Annotated in this window: 17 protein-coding genes; 4 read left to right on the top strand and 13 right to left on the bottom strand. The window is 59.6% G+C overall.

What is annotated here, in order from left to right; genetic code table 11:
* Positions 1–252: 252 nt before the first annotated feature.
* The 4 genes from PFAS1_RS22895 to PFAS1_RS22880 all read right to left on the bottom strand — a co-directional run bounded on the left by PFAS1_RS22895 (position 253) and on the right by PFAS1_RS22880 (position 3,760).
* Positions 253–1,212, bottom strand: a complete 960-nt coding sequence (locus tag PFAS1_RS22895) for an AraC family transcriptional regulator (RefSeq protein WP_076030626.1) — start codon at positions 1,210–1,212, stop codon at positions 253–255.
* A gap of 113 nt (positions 1,213–1,325) precedes the next feature.
* Positions 1,326–2,255, bottom strand: coding sequence for a catechol 1,2-dioxygenase (catA, locus tag PFAS1_RS22890; RefSeq protein ID WP_076030625.1), 930 nt, complete (start codon positions 2,253–2,255; stop codon positions 1,326–1,328).
* Between the two features lie 55 nt (positions 2,256–2,310).
* Positions 2,311–2,601, bottom strand: a complete 291-nt coding sequence (gene catC / locus PFAS1_RS22885; RefSeq protein ID WP_074875701.1) for a muconolactone Delta-isomerase — start codon at positions 2,599–2,601, stop codon at positions 2,311–2,313.
* 10 nt (positions 2,602–2,611) lie between these two features.
* On the bottom strand, positions 2,612–3,760 hold the full coding sequence (locus tag PFAS1_RS22880; protein ID WP_076030624.1) for a muconate cycloisomerase family protein: 1,149 nt from the start codon (positions 3,758–3,760) through the stop codon (positions 2,612–2,614).
* Between the two features lie 127 nt (positions 3,761–3,887).
* On the opposite strand from PFAS1_RS22880, the gene PFAS1_RS22875 reads away from it, so the two are divergent.
* Positions 3,888–4,772, top strand: a complete 885-nt coding sequence (locus PFAS1_RS22875) for a LysR family transcriptional regulator (RefSeq protein WP_008154539.1) — start codon at positions 3,888–3,890, stop codon at positions 4,770–4,772.
* A gap of 18 nt (positions 4,773–4,790) precedes the next feature.
* Here PFAS1_RS22875 and PFAS1_RS22870 read toward each other — a convergent pair whose 3' ends face one another.
* From PFAS1_RS22870 to PFAS1_RS22855, 5 genes are all read right to left on the bottom strand, one after another.
* On the bottom strand, positions 4,791–5,033 hold the full coding sequence (locus PFAS1_RS22870) for a DUF1652 domain-containing protein (protein WP_076030623.1): 243 nt from the start codon (positions 5,031–5,033) through the stop codon (positions 4,791–4,793).
* A 120-nt stretch (positions 5,034–5,153) separates the two neighbouring features.
* Positions 5,154–6,053: a polysaccharide deacetylase family protein gene (locus tag PFAS1_RS22865; RefSeq protein ID WP_076030622.1), complete on the bottom strand. Its 900-nt coding sequence runs from the start codon at positions 6,051–6,053 to the stop codon at positions 5,154–5,156.
* 278 nt (positions 6,054–6,331) lie between these two features.
* The gene (locus PFAS1_RS29780; RefSeq protein WP_198044923.1) at positions 6,332–6,493 is read right to left on the bottom strand and encodes a hypothetical protein; all 162 of its coding nucleotides are present in this window, start codon (positions 6,491–6,493) and stop codon (positions 6,332–6,334) included.
* Positions 6,494–6,553: 60 nt separating this feature from the next.
* Positions 6,554–6,865 carry an AzlD domain-containing protein gene (locus tag PFAS1_RS22860; RefSeq protein WP_162842873.1) on the bottom strand — a complete coding sequence of 104 codons (312 nt, stop codon included), beginning with the start codon at positions 6,863–6,865 and terminating at the stop codon, positions 6,554–6,556.
* On the bottom strand, positions 6,865–7,563 hold the full coding sequence (locus tag PFAS1_RS22855; RefSeq protein ID WP_076030621.1) for an AzlC family ABC transporter permease: 699 nt from the start codon (positions 7,561–7,563) through the stop codon (positions 6,865–6,867). The genes PFAS1_RS22860 and PFAS1_RS22855 overlap by 1 nt, the downstream gene beginning before the upstream one ends.
* Before the next feature lie 243 nt (positions 7,564–7,806).
* Between PFAS1_RS22855 and PFAS1_RS22850 the strand changes: the two genes are divergently transcribed.
* Positions 7,807–8,181 (top strand): DUF2784 domain-containing protein, encoded by a 375-nt coding sequence (locus tag PFAS1_RS22850; protein ID WP_076030620.1) that lies wholly within the window; start codon positions 7,807–7,809, stop codon positions 8,179–8,181.
* A gap of 79 nt (positions 8,182–8,260) precedes the next feature.
* Here PFAS1_RS22850 and PFAS1_RS22845 read toward each other — a convergent pair whose 3' ends face one another.
* Together PFAS1_RS22845 and PFAS1_RS22840 are read right to left on the bottom strand one after the other, a co-directional pair.
* On the bottom strand, positions 8,261–9,838 hold the full coding sequence (locus PFAS1_RS22845) for a sensor domain-containing diguanylate cyclase (RefSeq protein ID WP_076030619.1): 1,578 nt from the start codon (positions 9,836–9,838) through the stop codon (positions 8,261–8,263).
* 183 nt (positions 9,839–10,021) lie between these two features.
* Positions 10,022–10,558, bottom strand: a complete 537-nt coding sequence (locus PFAS1_RS22840; RefSeq protein WP_074875683.1) for a DUF3087 domain-containing protein — start codon at positions 10,556–10,558, stop codon at positions 10,022–10,024.
* Positions 10,559–10,769: 211 nt separating this feature from the next.
* Between PFAS1_RS22840 and ppnN the strand changes: the two genes are divergently transcribed.
* On the top strand, positions 10,770–12,143 hold the full coding sequence (gene ppnN / locus PFAS1_RS22835) for a nucleotide 5'-monophosphate nucleosidase PpnN (protein ID WP_056744871.1): 1,374 nt from the start codon (positions 10,770–10,772) through the stop codon (positions 12,141–12,143).
* A gap of 129 nt (positions 12,144–12,272) precedes the next feature.
* On the opposite strand, the gene PFAS1_RS22830 is transcribed toward ppnN, so the two are convergent.
* Both PFAS1_RS22830 and PFAS1_RS22825 read right to left on the bottom strand, forming a co-directional pair.
* The gene (locus tag PFAS1_RS22830; protein ID WP_076030618.1) at positions 12,273–13,334 is read right to left on the bottom strand and encodes an alpha/beta fold hydrolase; all 1,062 of its coding nucleotides are present in this window, start codon (positions 13,332–13,334) and stop codon (positions 12,273–12,275) included.
* Between the two features lie 117 nt (positions 13,335–13,451).
* Positions 13,452–13,715 (bottom strand): DUF2790 domain-containing protein, encoded by a 264-nt coding sequence (locus PFAS1_RS22825; RefSeq protein ID WP_076030617.1) that lies wholly within the window; start codon positions 13,713–13,715, stop codon positions 13,452–13,454.
* A 184-nt stretch (positions 13,716–13,899) separates the two neighbouring features.
* Here PFAS1_RS22825 and PFAS1_RS22820 point away from each other — a divergent pair, with 184 nt between their 5' ends.
* Positions 13,900–14,640, top strand: coding sequence for a response regulator (locus PFAS1_RS22820; RefSeq protein WP_076030616.1), 741 nt, complete (start codon positions 13,900–13,902; stop codon positions 14,638–14,640).
* Positions 14,641–14,650: the final 10 nt, after the last annotated feature.

The raw sequence follows: 14,650 nt of genomic DNA, 5'->3' as shown, positions 1-14,650 counted from the left end.
CGCCTCCATTGTTTTTATTCAGGCAGGGCCATGCTAGGACGGGGGGATGGGGCGGACTATCCGCTGGGTGCAGACCTGTATCCGTTTTGTGCAGCAGGATTTTTGATCGTTCCCACGCTCTGCGTGGGAATGCCTCAACGGACGCTCCGCGTCCGCTTTTGGGACGCAGAGCGTCCCGGGCTGCATTCCCACGCGGGAGCGTGGGAACGATCAGCAGCCATGCTCCCACAGGGATGGGCGGTGTTTGCCAGGTCAGTGGCGGCGCTTGAGGGTGTCCGACGGTAATTCGCCGAACTGCTTGCGATAGCTGTCGGAAAACCGCCCCAGGTGCAGGAAGCCGTAATCCATCGCCACTTCCGTGACATTGCGCACGTTGCAGGTCGGGTCGCTCAGGCAGGCGTTGATGCGCTCAAGGCGTTTTTGCCGGATGTAGTTTTTCGGCGTGGTGCCGGCGTTGCGTTCGAACAATCCGTACAGCGAGCGCAGACTCATCCGCGCCTGGCGTGCCAGTTCTTCGCTGTCGATGTCCTGTTTGAGGTGGCCTGCGATGTAGTCGGCAATCACCTCGAACGTGGCCGTCTGTGAGCCGAGACTGATCCGGCTGACGTTGGTCTTCATCAGGCTGAGCATCTTGCTGACGATGATCTGTGCGTAGTGCTCCTGCACCTTGGGAATCTGCTCGGTGGCCTCGGCTTCCTGACAAATCATCGCCAGCAGACCGACAAAGCCTTCCAGCTCATTGAGCTGATAACGGTTCTCCAGAAACCGTACGCCCTGCCCCGGATAGCGCCAGCGCTGTTCATCGCATACGGATTCCAGCAACGGGGTGGGGACTTTCAGAATGAATTTTTCGCAATCGTCGGAATACGTCAGGTCCACCGGATCGTCGGGATTGATCAGCAGCAACTCGCCGGGGGCGAAGTAGTGTTCCTGGCCGTGGCCGCGCCACAGGCAGTTGCCGCGCAGCAGCACTTGCAGGTGATAGATGCTTTCCAGCGCGCCCGATGTGACGCGCACGATGCCACCGTAACTGATGCGGCACAGGTCGAGGCTGGCAAACTTGCGGTGATTGAGGCTGGCCAGCGGTCGCCCGGCCCGGGGCATCAGAATGCAATGGTTACCGACATGCTGATTGACGTACCCCGACACCGCGTAAGGGTCGGCGTGGTCGAATACGGTGCTGCGCTGACTCAACAGTTGCGCTTGCATCATCGGGTCACTCTCATTGTTGTTATAGGTTGCGTCGGGCCATTCCAGGGTCGAAACGCCGAAGACCACGAGATAAACAGTCGGTTATCTCGTGGCCCGGTTGTTGTTCGAGGATATCAGTCCTCGAGTGCGCGGACCCGTTCGTGGCGTTGCTGCTCGTCGGGTTGCGCGGAGGTCTGCAAGGTGAAATCGAAGTCGATTTCGGCAAAACGACCGCTGACACCGTGTGCCGCTGCGCGCTGTGGATCGTCGCTGAAGGTGATTTTGGCAATCAGCTCGTCACGGGTGGCATAGGCGAAATCGTCGTGCAGGTATTGATCGCCATCGAGGTTGATCTGGGTGGTCAGGTGACGATGATCCGGCGCGGAAATGAAGAAGTGAATGTGCGCCGGCCGCTGCCCATGACGGCCCAGTTGATCGAGCAGTTGCTGGGTCGGACCGTCCGGCGGGCAGCCATAGCCCGACGGCACGATGCTGCGAAAGCGATAACGACCCTCGGCATCGGTGACGATACGACGACGCAGGTTGAACGCCGATTGAGTGGTATCGAAGTAGGAGTAAGTGCCGCCGGTGTTGGCGTGCCAGACGTCCACAACCGCACCGGCCAACGGTTCGCCGGCGGTGTTCTTGACCTGGCCCTGCATGAACAGCACCACCCCCGGATCAACGCCGTCATCCAGTCGCGCTTCGCCTTCCGACAGCGGCGCACCCGCCACGTACAGAGGGCCTTCGATGGTCCGCGGCGTGCCGCCGGCCTTGCCGGCCTGCTCGTCTTCGGCGTCCATCAGCAGGTCGAGGTAGTGTTCGAGACCGAGCCCGGCCACCACCAACCCGGCCTCTTGACGCGCGCCCAGCACGTTGAGGTAGTTGACGGCTTTCCAGAATTCTTCCGGGGTCACCGCCAGGTCTTCGATGATGTTCACCGAATCGCGCAGGATGCGGTAGACCAGCGCCTTGACCCGCGGATCGCCGGCCTCGTTATGCAGGCCGCTGGCCTCTTCGAGAAACTTCTGGACACTGGCAGTGTGGGAAATCTTGACGTTCATTTTGGTGGGTTCCTCATCTTGTAATTATTAGCGTAGCGAACTGAACAGGCTGGGTTCAGCGGTCATCCTCGCGAATGGAAGAAGGATGTCGGCACAGCGCCTCGACCTCGATCGCCATATACGGAAACAGCGGCAATTGCATGAGCAGGTCGTGCAGTTCCTGCACGCTGTCGACGTCGAAAACGCTGTAATTGGCATAGTGTCCGGCGATGCGCCACAGGTGACGCCACTTGCCTTGCTCTTGCAGGCGCAGGGCCAGGGCCTTTTCGTCAGCCTTCAGCTTCGCGGCTGCTTCGGGATTCATATCGACCGGCAGGTTCACGGTCATTTTTACGTGGAACAGCATGATGCTCTCCTCAGGCTTGATGAATGGCAGTAGACGTTTTGTCTCGGCGGAAGAACGCCAGACGTTCTTCATCGAGATTCAGGCCCAGCCCCGGCGTTTTCGGCACGTGCAGCTCAAAATCGCGATAAACCAGCGGCTCGCTGAGAATGTCTTCAGTCAGCAGCAGCGGACCGAACAGCTCGGTGTCCCACGCCAGTTTGTTCAGCGTGACAAAAGCATGGGCCGAGGCCAGGGTGCCGACGCCGCCTTCGAGCATGGTGCCGCCATACAGGCCGATACCCGCCGCTTCGGCGATGGCCGCAGTTCGCAGCACGGCGCGCGGGCCGCCGTTCTTGGCGATTTTCAGGGCGAACACCGAGGCCGCGCCTTCACGGGCCAGGTTGAAGGCGTCTTCCACGCACTCGATGGATTCGTCGGCCATGATCGGCGCCGGGCTCATGGCATTCAGGCGCGCCATGCCGGAGCGGTTATTGCGCGAGATCGGCTGTTCGATCAGGTCGATGCCGTTGGTTCCCAGGATCCGGCAGGCGCGCAGCGCGACCGCTTCATCCCAGGCCTGATTGACATCGACCCGCACGCTGGCGCGGTCGCCCAAGGCTTTCTTGATTGCAATGACGTGAGCCAGGTCGCGGTTGACTTCGCCGGCACCGATTTTCAGTTTGAAAATCCGATGGCGGCGCAGGTCGAGCATTTTCTCCGCTTCGGCGATGTCCTTGCCGGTGTCGCCACTGGCCAGGGTCCACGCCACTGGCAGGGCATCGCGAACGCGGCCGCCCAGCAACTCGCTGACCGGCAGTCCAAGGCGCTTGCCCTGAGCGTCGAGCAAGGCGGTTTCGATACCTGATTTAGCAAAAGTATTGCCACGGATGCTGCGCTCCAGGCGCAACATCGCGGCATTCACGTTCGCGCTGTCCTGGCCCAGTAGCAGCGGCGCGAAGTGTTTGTCGATGTTGGTCTTGATGCTGTCAGGGCTTTCGTTGCCGTAGGCCAGGCCACCGATGGTGGTGGATTCGCCAATGCCTTCAATGCCGTCGGCGCAGCGCACGCGAATGATCACCAGGGTCTGGTTCTGCATGGTGTGCATCGCCAGCTTGTGCGGGCGGATGGTCGGCAGATCGACGATGATCGTCTCGATCGATTCAATGGCTGTTGCAAGCATGTCGATACCTGTCAGGTTCTTAAAGTTCTGGAACCGATTCTGGTACGGCTTTTTTCGGGAAGCCAATATAGAATTGGTCTGACTTGATACCTTTAAGGTATGCAACCGACTTGCGACTGGAGGCCCCATGGAACTGCGTCACCTGCGGTATTTTCAGGTGTTGGCTCAAACCCTCAATTTCACCCGTGCCGCCGAACTGCTGCACATCGCCCAGCCGCCACTGAGCCGGCAGATGCAGCAATTGGAGGATGAACTGGGCGTGTTGTTGCTGGAACGCGGGCGGCCGCTGAAGCTGACCGATGCCGGGCGGTTTTTCCATGAGCACTCCACCGCCCTGCTCGAGCAACTGAGCAAGGTATGCGACAACACGCGGCGGATCGGTCTGGGCGAAAAGACCTGGCTGGGCATCGGTTTTGCACCGTCGACGCTCTACGGCGTGCTCCCGGAACTGATTCGCCGTTTGCGCAGCGGCGAGCCCCTGGAGCTTGAGCTGGGGCTCTCGGAAATGACCACGCTGCAGCAAGTGCAGGCGCTCAAGGCCGGGCGCATCGACATTGGTTTCGGCCGAATCCGCATCGATGACCCGGCGATCATCCAGACTGTTTTGACCGAAGATCGGCTGGTCGCCGCCCTGCCCGCCGGGCACCCATTACTGGCCGGGCCGATCAGCCTTCGCGAACTGGCGAAAGAACCTTTTGTGCTGTACCCCGGCAACCCGCGGCCCAGCTATGCCGATCACGTCATTGCGTTATTCGAATCCTATGGCGTGAGCATTCATGTGGCGCAATGGACCAACGAATTGCAAACCGCCATCGGTCTGGTGGGAGCGGGAATCGGCGTCACGCTGGTGCCGGCCTCGGTGCAACTGCTACACCGCGATGACATCGGTTTCACGCCGCTGCTGGAAGACAACGCAACCTCGCCGATCATTCTCAGCAGGCGCGTGGGCGACGTATCGCCGGGGTTGAATCATTGCTTGCAGATGATCGATGAACTGCAACCGCGGGCCTGATCCGCAATGCGACCTGCTTCAGCCAGCAAAAGCCCGGCGACCGGCGCGCATCTCGATGCGCAACTCGCCTATCAGATTGGCGATATCGCGAACGCTGGTCAGTCGTTCAGGCGATACACCGGTAATCAACAGAGCAATGCGCCCGGTGGCGGGTTCGTAGACTTTAATCCGTAACGTTCCGTCGGGATTCACCGTGCAGGCACAGGAAAGCGGTTGAAAACCCGACTCGACAATGCGGCAAAGCTCAGGAACTGAAACCATGAGTGGCGCCTCCGTGGCAAGTTAATCGGATCCAACTTGCTCAGCATAGATGGGCTTTCCCCATCCTGCGCCCGCTAATGCTCAGAATAAGTGTTAGCTGTTTCTCATTTTGGCGACCTTTCAGTGAGAATCCGCACCCCAGATCCAATTCCAGAGCCCCGGTAATTTGACCGGCTCTGAACTGTCGCGAACGGTCCGCGCCATCGCGGCCCGTTGCAGCGCAGCCGTGTCGTCGTAAAACGGCTTTTCTGCGGTTTTCACACCGGTAGCCCGTGCGCTGTCGAGGAGGATTTGCAGGTACTCGCGAGTATGCCGGGCGGTGTAGCGATTCAGATCGTGGAACGTCACGACCACCGGAATCACTCCGTCCACCACCGGTAACTCACCAAGGGCGATGCGTTCGCGCACTTCGGACATTGCGCGCAAGAAGTGGGCCCGCCGCTGAGGGCTGGCGTTGAAGCCCCAGATCTTGCCGTCATTGGCGCTCAGATCGGTCAGCAACAGGTGCATGCCGTGCTGCTGATAGGCGGCGAAAACCCGTTTGTCATAGCTCCAGAATGGTGGGCGCACCAGGGTCGGCGGCGCGCCGCTGATCGCGGCGATGTCGGCGCTGCCTTTGCTCAGCGATTGCTCCAGTTCTTCCGGGCTCAGGGAGCGGTGATTGGTGTGCGAGTGGGTCGCCGTGTGGAAGCCCAGAATCTGCCCGTCTGCGTGTTCACGGCGCATGACCTCGCGACCGATTTCGCTGTTGCCGGCACGTGGCGCACCGGTCTGCACGAAGAACACCGCTTTGAGGTTCGGTTGCACCGGGTTAGTGGCCAGACTGTCGAGCACCGTCATCGTCGGATTCCACAAACTCGAGGCGCTGGGGCCGTCGTCGAAGGTCAGCAGAAAACGGATCGGCGGTTGCTCACTCAGACGCTGTTCGGTCTGCGGCGTCATTTCGATGGGAGAAGCGATGCACCCCGCCAGCCCAGTGGCGATGATGAGTGCAGATAGAACCTTGAACAGCTGTTTCATGTTTTGCCCATTTATCCTTCGTCGGCCCGCAGGTTGCTGCGGGCCGAGGTTGGATAAGGGTACACAGTGTTTGGTTCCAGTGCGCATCCTGTGGAAGCGAGCCTGCTCGCGAAAGACGTGAACGATAACGTGTGCTGTCTGAATGAACGCGGTGTCCGGACGTTTTTCGCGAGCAGGCTAGCTCCCACAGGTACCGCGTCAGGCTTCGGCTTTTGATCTTGATCTTGAACTTGATCTGCTTGCCCCATTCCCAGAGGCCGAACGCAGGTATTGCGCAGTCAAGGCTTCAACGGCCATTCCTGATCGCGATCCGACAGTTCTTTCCCATCGTCGGGATGCTTCCAGTCCGGCGTCGAACGCCGCTGCCGCTCAATCTCCTCTTCCGAGGGTTCGTCATCCACCTCTTCATCCGGGTCCGGACGCTTGGGATCATTAGCCATGCTCACCTCTCTTCCTGTAGGGGTCCCTTTTAAGCGTAGAACAGTTTCGACAGGGACGACTTAGAACCACCAACGCAGCAAAAAGAAGAACCCCATGCTCAACAACATGCTGAGCAAGGTATTGCGGGTGTAAAGCACCAACCCCACCGCCACCAGCGAACTGAGCAGGTACGGGTTATCCCATTGCAGATTCAGCTGCTTGTCCGGCATGAACACGATCGGCCCACAGATCGCCGTCAGCATGCCCGGCACCGCAAAACCCAGGAATTGCCGCGCATTGCTGCTCAGGCGCACGGGCAGCCGCGGTTCCAGAAACACATAGCGATTGAGGAACACCAATAGCCCCATGCCGAAAATCACCGCCCAGACCATCATGTGCGTCCACCGTAGAATTTGTTGCAGATAAAGCCCGCGGTCATGCCCGCCAACCCCGACAGCACCAGCGCCGAGCCCCATTGCCAATAACTGAACAGCACCGAGCAAAACAACGACACCGCCACGCACACCACGGTCGGCACGTTTCGCACCACCGGGGTGATCAGGGCGATAAAAGTCGCGGCAATGGAGAAATCCAGTCCCAGATGTTCCAGCCCCGGAATGCTGCTGCCCAGCACGATGCCGGCCAGGGTGAAGAGATTCCAGGCGATGTAGAACGTCAGGCCGACACCCAACGCGTACCAGCGGTTGAACTGTTGTTTGTCATGCGCACTGGTCAGGGCGAACAGCTCATCAGTGAGCAAAAAACCCAGCCCCACACGCCAGCGTCCAGGTAACGGCGAAATCACCGAACGCATGCTCATCCCGTAGAGCAAATGCTGGGAGGTCAGCAGCAGCGTGGTCAGCAGAATCGAAAAGATCCCGGCACCGCCCTTGAGCATGCCGATCGCCACCAGTTGTGCCGCCCCGGCAAACACGATGCTCGACAGCCCCTGGCCCTGCAGGGGCGTGAGGTTGGCCTCGATGGCCATGGAGCCGGCCAGCAAGCCCCAGGGCGCGGTAGCCAGGGACAACGGCATGATCGCCGCGGCGCCGCGAAGAAAGGCGCTGCGCGGCATGATTGAATTGGACATAACGCTCTACAACCAGGGAAAGACCCCAGACTGTGCCAGCAGTCGCTGGCCGCTGGCTTGAACGATCTTGCGCACTTGTGCCTTTGATCCGCTGCACCCTTGATTCACCACAGTCATGGCAAACAGGACGGCACGGCCTGTTCCCTCGTCGTGCTCGCAGCGCCGAACAGCAGCAATCGATAGAGCATCAGCGACCCGCCCGAGTACCATGGAGCCATTCGCATAACGCGTCAGGGAGTCGACATGCTTTACCGAATCGCCGCCGACGGGCTGGTCCTGTTCCACCTGTTGTTCATTCTGTTCGTGCTGTTCGGCGGGCTGCTGGTGCTCAAATGGCATCCCCTGGCCTGGTGGCACCTGCCCGCGGCTGTGTGGGGCGTGTCGGTGGAAGTCTTCCACTTGCCCTGCCCGCTGACGCAATGGGAAAACCTCATGCGCGACGCAGCCGGGCAAACCGGTTATGGCGGCGGTTTCATCGAACATTACGTGTGGCCGGTCATTTACCCGGCGGGCCTGACGCCGGCGATCCAGATCGGATTGGGCAGCGTCGTGCTGGTGATCAACGTGCTGGTCTATCTTCGGTTGATCAAACGGTGGAAGTTGCGTCGCGCAGCCTGAAGCCGGTTCGGATCATGTTATCGATTGAAGGTCTCACCTGGCTGGAAGCCATCCGGGCAGTTGGCAGCCTTGTTTGAATTCAATTGGCAATGACGCTCATGTTCCGACCGCTGGCCTTGGCCACGTACAGCGCCTTGTCGGCGGCCCCCACCAGGTCGCTGGGCTGGGCTTGTGACGCCGGATTGTAAGCGGCGACCCCCAGGCTGACCGTCACCGTGCCTTCAACCCCTTCACTGTGCCGGATGCCGGCCAGCTGGACCGCGCGGCGGATTTTTTCCGCCACCAGAAACGCTCCCACATAGTCGGTCCCGGGCAGTACCACCGCAAATTCTTCACCGCCATAGCGAGCAGGCAGATCGCCGGGGCGCTTGATGTTGTCCCTGATGATCGTGCTGATGTTGCGTAAACACTCATCGCCGGCCACATGGCCGTAAAGATCATTGAAGCTCTTGAAGTGATCGACATCGATCATCAGCAGCGCGAGGTGGGTCTGGTTGCGTCTGGCGCGGCCCATTTCGGCGAGGATGAACAGATCGAACTGACGCCGGTTGGACAGCCCGGTCAGTGCGTCCTCCAGCGCCAGCAACTCAAGACTGCGGTTGACCTCGATGAGTTTTTCCTGCGCGTCCAGCAATACGCCCTGCACGTGATTCTGCTGCTTCATGAGGCGAATCAGGCGATAACCGAGGACGCCGAGAAACCCCAGGAACAACGAGACGATCCCGGAACTGAGCAGTACCTCATTACGCCAGGCGGCCAGGACTTCATCTTTATTCAGCGCCGCATAGATGATCAGCGGATAACCGTCGACCCTGCGAAAACCGACCACCCGCTCGACGCCATCCACATAGGACGGGACCATCGCCGTGCCCGAATTGCCCTTGGGCAACAGTTGCGTAAACAGCGGTCCCTTGGCGACGCTGATGCCGATTTCAGTTTCGTTGAACGGCCGGCGAACGACGATACTGGCGTCATCGGCGATCAGATTGATCACGCCGTTTTGCCCCATGTCGATACTGTCGTAGAGCCCGAGGAAATGACTGAGATAAATCGTTGCCAGCGCCACGCCGGCAAACCGGCCATCCGGATGATTGATACGACGGGACACTGTCATGATCCATTCACCGCTCGAACGGCTCTTGATCGAGGGACCGATGTGGGGGCCACGGTCGGGATGATTGCGGTGGAAGTTGAAATACTCACGATCGGCGTTGTTGGCACCGGGCATGACGGCACCGTTGGAGTTGGCAATCCAGCGCCCGTCTTCGCCGTAGACAAACAAGCCATGGAGCTGGCTCAACTCACTGCGCTGGGCCTTGAGCAAACGCTCCAGTCGGGGTACCCGAGCCTGGTCGATGCCATCGTTTTCAAGGCGATCCACCAGAGTCAACAGCAACATATCGGCTTGCTTGATCGACGCTTGCGCTTGCGAGGCCAAAGTCTGGGCAAGGTTGGACATCGCCACTTCTTTGTCGTGCAGATGGTACTGGCGCGAGTTCCAGGCTTCCCAAATCACGATAGCCGCCATGGACAGGCACACCGCGACCAGCAGAATCACCGCAGAGCGAACCTTGAGTGTGGCCCCGGCTTGCTCGGCGACCCGAGGCACACCATGGCGGGATTGTTCAATTCGATTGTTGACGGACGGATGACCCATGACGTTCCCTGAAATATTGATCACAGGGCGAATCTTCCCGTTCGCCCTTTTTACGACCCCTGATGGGTATGAGCCGCCTGGTGACAGGCAACTATGCTTCATCAAACACCTGAAAACTGATTTGCGCGAGAACTAATCTCACCTCCGGCTCGCCAAGGCTGCAGTTCAGCGGTTGTCGACGAATCAGGGTTTATCCCGAGGCGTCTGCTTCACGGCCTCGATCCAGGCCGGATTCAATCGCGTTTGATCAGTCTCGATGCCCAGCGCTTCCATCCGTGCCTTGTGCTGATCCATCTCGCGGGTCAATTGGCTGTGATCACTGGAGTTGCCGTCCAGCTCGTGCATCTGACTCAGCCCCAGATGGTAGAAACGCAGCAGCTTCATGGCCGTCGGATCTTCCTTCTCTACCGCCGCCGTCACCTGATGCATGACGTTGGTGATGCTCATCAGGCTGCGCTTGAGCTGCCAGCCGTAAACCGCCGGGGCCATCCACGGTTGAGTCCAGAACGTGCCGCGCATCAGCGCTGCCATCAGCAGCACCGACACAAACACGCCGCCGACGTTAAAGCGCAGATTGTCGCCGCCGGGTTCGCCGAACAGCGCCACCGCCGTGGTGGACAACACCATCGCCAGGGCCAGGAAAATCAAGGCTATGATTATCGTGCTGCGTCGCGTCTGGCTTCGATAGCGTTCGGGGTTCTGCGGCTGGATTTCGAACATCGCGACGGGGTTCCTTGAGGGCATGGGTAAAAAGGCTGCGGGGCATTATCGCCTCTGCAGGGGATTTAGCTATGCTGGGGCTCCTTTTCATCTTTTCATCGTCAAACGGGGAAATGGCGATACAGCGCAGTTCGTGCCATCTTCTTTCATGGATACATACTATTCGGATGCCAGTTATCTGTATGAATGGCATCGTTTTAAGGATCATTGAATGACCCAACGACAAGTAATCAACGCCTCGGTCAGCCCAAAAGGCAGCCTGGAAACCCTTTCTCAACGTGAAGTACAGCAACTGAGCGAAGCCGGATCCGGCAGCACCTACACCTTGTTCCGCCAGTGCGCCCTGGCAATCCTCAATACCGGCGCCCATGTCGATAACGCAAAAACCATCCTCGAAGCCTACAAGGACTTCGAAATCCGCATTCATCAGCAGGACCGCGGCGTACGCCTGGAACTGCTGAACGCCCCGGCCGACGCCTTCGTCGATGGCGAAATGATTGCCAGCACCCGGGAAATGCTCTTCAGCGCCCTGCGCGACATTGTCTACACCGAAAACGAACTCGACGCCCAACGCATCGACCTGAGCACCTCCCAGGGCATCAGCGACTACGTCTTCCACCTGCTGCGCAACGCCCGCACGCTGCGGCCGGGTGTCGAGCCGAAGATCGTGGTGTGCTGGGGCGGCCACTCGATCAACACCGAAGAATACAAATACACCAAGAAAGTCGGCCACGAACTGGGCCTGCGCAGCCTCGATATCTGCACCGGTTGCGGTCCTGGCGTGATGAAAGGCCCGATGAAAGGCGCGACCATCGCCCACGCCAAACAGCGTATCCACGGCGGCCGCTACCTCGGCCTGACCGAGCCGGGCATCATCGCCGCCGAAGCGCCCAACCCGATCGTCAACGAACTGGTGATCCTGCCGGACATCGAAAAACGCCTGGAGGCCTTCGTCCGCGTCGGCCACGGCATCATCATTTTCCCGGGCGGCGCCGGCACGGCCGAAGAGTTCCTGTACTTGCTCGGCATCCTGATGCACCCGGACAACGCCGGCCTGCCCTTCCCCGTGGTCCTCACCGGACCTAAACATGCCGCGCCGTATCTGGAGCAACTGGATGCGTTTGTCGGTGCCACCCTGGGTGAAGCCGCCAAGCAACACTACGAGATCATCATCGACGACCCGGCTGAAGTCGCGCGTCAAATGACTCAAGGCCTGAAGGCGGTCAAACAGTTCCGTCGCGAGCGCAATGACGCGTTCCATTTCAACTGGCTGCTGAAGATCGACGAAGGCTTCCAGCGCCCGTTCGATCCAACCCACGAAAACATGGCCAACCTGAAACTGAGCCGCAACCTGCCGGCCCACGAACTGGCCGCCAACCTGCGCCGCGCGTTCTCCGGCATCGTCGCCGGCAACGTCAAGGACAAGGGTATCCGCCTGATCGAAGAACACGGGCCGTACCAGATCCGTGGCGATGTGGCTGTCATGCAACCGCTGGATCAGCTGCTAAAGGCCTTCGTCGCCCAGCACCGGATGAAGCTGCCAGGTGGCGCGGCGTATGTGCCGTGTTATCAAGTGGTTGCGTAACAGCCATACCCCTTGTGGGAGCGGGCTTGCTCGCGAAGGCGGTGTGTCAGTCGACATTAATAGTGACTGAAACTCCGCCTTCGCGAGCAAGCCCGCTCCCACAGTAGATTGGTGTTATATACCGCGATCTCAGAGTTGATCCGCGTCGATCACTGCCTTGGCAAAGGCCTGCGGATCTTCCTGCGGCAAGTTGTGGCCGATACCGCCGTTGATGAGTCGGTACTCATATTTGCCGGTGAAACGCTTGGCGTAATCCTCGGCTGCCGGATGTGGCGCCCCGTTGGCATCACCTTCCATCGTGATGGTCGGCACTGTAATCACCGGCGCCTTGGCCAGCCTCTGCTCCAGCGCTTCATATTGAGGTTCGCCCTGAATCATGCCCAACCGCCAGCGATAGTTGAAGATCGTAATAGCCACATGATCGGGGTTGTCCAGGGCCACCGCGCTGCGGTCGAAAGTCGCGTCGTCGAACGTCCATTTCGGCGAGGCCAGCTCCCAGATCAACCTGGCGAAGTCGTGGCGATTTTTTTCGTAACCGGCCTGGCCGCGTTCGGTCGCGAAGTAGAACTGGTACCACCATTGCAGCTCGGCCTTGGGCGGCAACGGATTCTTGCCGGCCGCCTGATTGCCGATGAGGTAGCCGCTCACCGAGACCAACGCATCCACCCGCTCCGGCCAGAGCGCCGAAACGATGTTCGCCGAGCGCGCGCCCCAGTCGTAGCCACCGAGCACCGCCTTGTTGATCTTGAGCGCATCCATAAAGTCGATGACGTCACTGGCCAGCGCGGCGGGCTGGCCGTTGCGAACAGTCTTGTCGGACAGGAAATGCGTGTCGCCGTAGCCCCGTGCATACGGGATCAACACCCGGTAGCCTTTGGCCGCCAACAAGGGCGCCACTTCGCTGTAGCTGTGAATGTCGTAAGGCCAACCGTGCAGAAGAATCACCACCGGACCATCGGCGGGGCCGACTTCGGCGTAAGCCACATTCAGCAATCCGGCGTTGACATGCTTCAGCGGGCCAAACGAATCCGCCTTGAGGGTGCCAGCGCTGGCCAACACTGGCTCTGGCGTTGCGGCCTGCGCATGGGCAGCACCAAAGGCACCTGCCTGCATCAGCGCGAAAGCGAGGACCGATGGGGCAAGGAAACGACGACGTGAGTCGTTTTTTTTGCTCAACACATTCATCTTCATGGTGGTTTCCCTGGAAGTCATTGACCTGCTGTTCTGGACGATGTGAGTCAGCCAATACGGGCTGATGAGCAGACTGCGCGGTCATCGTCTTTGACAGCGATCAGCGTAGAGGAAAGATCAGCCGCCCTGATTGCCGCACTCTGCGAATTTGCTGTAATCGAGGACTTTCTGCATACCGCTGGAATCGAGATAGGTCAGGCGGGCATCGACAATGCCGCAATTGCCATCGCCGTTATCGACGACGGAAATCACTTTCTTGATATCCAGGTGAGTGCCGTGAGAAGTTTCTTGCGACGGCGTTTGAACATCGGCCTGGGCCGAAAACGCTGCAACGTTCAGGACTGCAAAGAAGCTGGCGGCAATCAGTGCGTTCCAGTTCATGGTGATTTCCTCTAGGTGGCAATGGGCGGTGGTGGTGAGGCAAGTCATCTTGTCTCGATGGAACCCATTTAATCGGCCCGAGGTATCTGCCATGTGTCGTAGTACCGGAATTAATAAGGCGCAAGGTGTCTCCGGGGGCATCAGATACAGTGCGATACAAAACCAACAACAAGAGGCTTGAGCGATGGAACACGTGGACCACATCCTGATCGTCGACGACGACCGGGAGATTCGCGAACTGGTCGGCAATTACCTGAAAAAGAACGGGCTGCGCACCACGGTGGTTGCCGATGGCCGGCAGATGCGCAGCTTTCTGGAAACCAATCAGGTGGACCTGATCGTGCTGGACATCATGATGCCCGGCGATGACGGCCTGTTGCTGTGCCGCGAATTGCGCTCGGGCAAACACAAAGCCACGCCGATCCTGATGCTCACCGCACGCAACGACGAAACCGATCGCATCCTCGGCCTGGAAATGGGCGCCGACGACTACCTGACCAAACCCTTCGCCGCCCGCGAACTGCTGGCGCGGATTAACGCCGTGTTGCGCCGCACCCGGATGCTACCGCCCAACCTGCTGATCACCGAAACGGGCCGATTGCTGGGTTTCGGTCGCTGGCGCCTGGACACCACCGCCCGGCACTTGCTCGACGAAGACGACACGATGGTAGCCCTCAGTGGCGCCGAATACCGTTTGCTGCGGGTGTTCCTCGATCACCCGCAACGGGTACTCAGCCGTGACCAGTTGCTCAACCTGACCCAGGGTCGCGACGCCGACCTGTTCGACCGCTCGATCGATTTGCTGGTGAGCCGTCTGCGCCAGCGATTGATGGATGACTCACGGGACTCGACCTACATCAAAACCGTGCGCAACGAAGGCTACGTGTTCTCCTACCCGGTGGAATTGCTCGGCGCAGAATCATGAAACGCGTCTC

The organism is Pseudomonas frederiksbergensis (assembly GCF_001952935.1).
Lineage (GTDB): Bacteria > Pseudomonadota > Gammaproteobacteria > Pseudomonadales > Pseudomonadaceae > Aquipseudomonas > Aquipseudomonas frederiksbergensis.
Note: the sequence above shows the minus strand (reverse complement) of the source record. Positions and strands in the feature narration are given on the sequence as shown.